Origin of the sequence: Nocardia sp. JMUB6875 (assembly GCF_041154655.1) — a bacterium.
Taxonomy (GTDB): domain Bacteria; phylum Actinomycetota; class Actinomycetes; order Mycobacteriales; family Mycobacteriaceae; genus Nocardia.
Genome location: NZ_BAAFGR010000384.1, coordinates 1 through 1,535, shown reverse-complemented (window position 1 = coordinate 1,535; position 1,535 = coordinate 1). Strand labels below are relative to the sequence as shown.

The window sequence follows — 1,535 nt, the reverse complement described above, 5'->3', positions numbered from 1 at the left end:
CCCGCAACCCTCACCTCAGCCCTCGAGGCCCTCGCCCCATCAGCCAGGCCCTAGCTACAGCAAGGCGGGGATCGGGACCTGGAGTTCTGCCCGCGCGATGCGGCGCGCGGCGCGCTCGAACACGACCGTGGACGACGCGGACGGGGTTCCGGGCTCGAGCGCGACGGTCAGAACCCCTGCGGGTGTGCCCAGGCGCAATGTGCCACCGCCGAGGTCAGTCCGATCGCGGGATGCGGAGCGTGCATGGACACCATACGGACGGCCAGGTCGTAGTCGTCGGCGGCAACGTCGGCGCCCTGCGTGGTCCGATAGGGCACCGGCGACGCCACGACTCCGACCTTGGGCACCGGCATGGCTGGTCGGATCCTGCGGCCGGGCCAGGCCCATCTCGAGGGCGGCCTGCCGACGCAGCGCGGTGAGCTCCGGCACCGCGGCGGAGAATCGATCGAGTGATTCGCTGCCGTCGAGGTCGAAAGCCTTGGCGTCCAACAAGACCGCGGGAGCGCCCGCATCCACCAGCGACGCTTCGAACGTTCCGGTCGGCCCGATCAGCGTGTCGATCGCGGAGCCGGTGGGCAGCAGCGCCCCGGTCGTCGAGCCCGCCGGGTCCTCGAAACCGAGCAGTACGGGCACACCCGGTGCGTCGGTGCCCGGCACCGTCGCCAGGCCCTCGTCCGGGGCGACCCGTCCGGGCGTCGGGATGGTGCCGGTGAGGCGAGCGCGGGTGTTGACGTTGACCATCCGCACGGTGGTGGTGTCCGCGGTGATCGGCACCAGGCCATGGTGGACCGCGTACAGGGCCACCGCGGTCGCGCAATTGCCGCAGTTGCTCGTCCACTCGACCCGCGCGTCACCGATGCCGACCTGAGCGAAGGCGTATTCGATGTCGATGCCGGGCTCGGTCGAAGCCCGCACGATCGCGGCCTTCGAGGTCGTGGACGACGCACCGCCGACGCCATCGATCTGACGCGGATCGGCGGCGTCGAAGGCGGCCAGCAGCACCGTGGATTCAGCGCGAATTGCTCGCCGCCGAAAACGAACTCGCCGACTACGCGGGATTGCGAGCGGGCACACTGCGCATCGGCACCTTCCCCACCGTCGGCGCCTCCCTGCTCCCGCCCGCGGTGATCGCGTTCAAGGAAGCACACCCGCAGATCCGATTGACCGTGCGCAGCAGCCGAATCGCCGGACTGTGGGCAATGCTGGAAAACCGCGAGATCGAGCTATCCCTGATGTGGGACTACGACTGGTGCCGCATCGACCGCGACGACGTCGTCGTCATCCCGCTGCTCAACGACCCACCGCCCTCCTGCTCAGCGACCGCCACCCACTCGCAAACCGCCACACCGTGACCCTCCGCGACTTCGCCGACGACCCCTGGATCACCCGGGCCGACAACCACCCCGTGGCCGAAGCCCTCGACCGCAGCTGCCGCGCAGCCGGATTCGAACCCACGATCGCCTACGAGGCCCACGACTACCAGGAAGCCCAAGCCATGGTCGCCGCCGGCATCGGCGTAGCCCTGGCCCCCACCC

Annotated in this window: 1 protein-coding gene and 2 pseudogenes; 1 reads left to right on the top strand and 2 read right to left on the bottom strand. The window is 70.2% G+C overall.

The window, feature by feature from the left end; all coding sequences use genetic code 11:
• Positions 1 to 167: 167 nt before the first annotated feature.
• Positions 168 to 353, bottom strand: a complete 186-nt coding sequence (locus tag ACAM49_RS40095) for a PrpF domain-containing protein (RefSeq protein ID WP_369640723.1) — start codon at positions 351 to 353, stop codon at positions 168 to 170.
• A 22-nt stretch (positions 354 to 375) separates the two neighbouring features.
• A pseudogene (locus ACAM49_RS40090) lies at positions 376 to 1,002 on the bottom strand (PrpF domain-containing protein); the annotation flags it as partial.
• 17 nt (positions 1,003 to 1,019) lie between these two features.
• On the opposite strand from ACAM49_RS40090, the pseudogene ACAM49_RS40085 reads away from it, so the two are divergent.
• Positions 1,020 to 1,535 (top strand): annotated as a pseudogene (locus ACAM49_RS40085) (LysR substrate-binding domain-containing protein); the annotation flags it as partial.

Excerpts from the sequence above, each read along its gene's own strand:
- ACAM49_RS40095 (WP_369640723.1), bottom strand. The coding sequence starts at position 353 with ATGCCGGTGCCCAAGGTCGGAGTCGTGGCGTCGCCGGTGCCCTATCGG.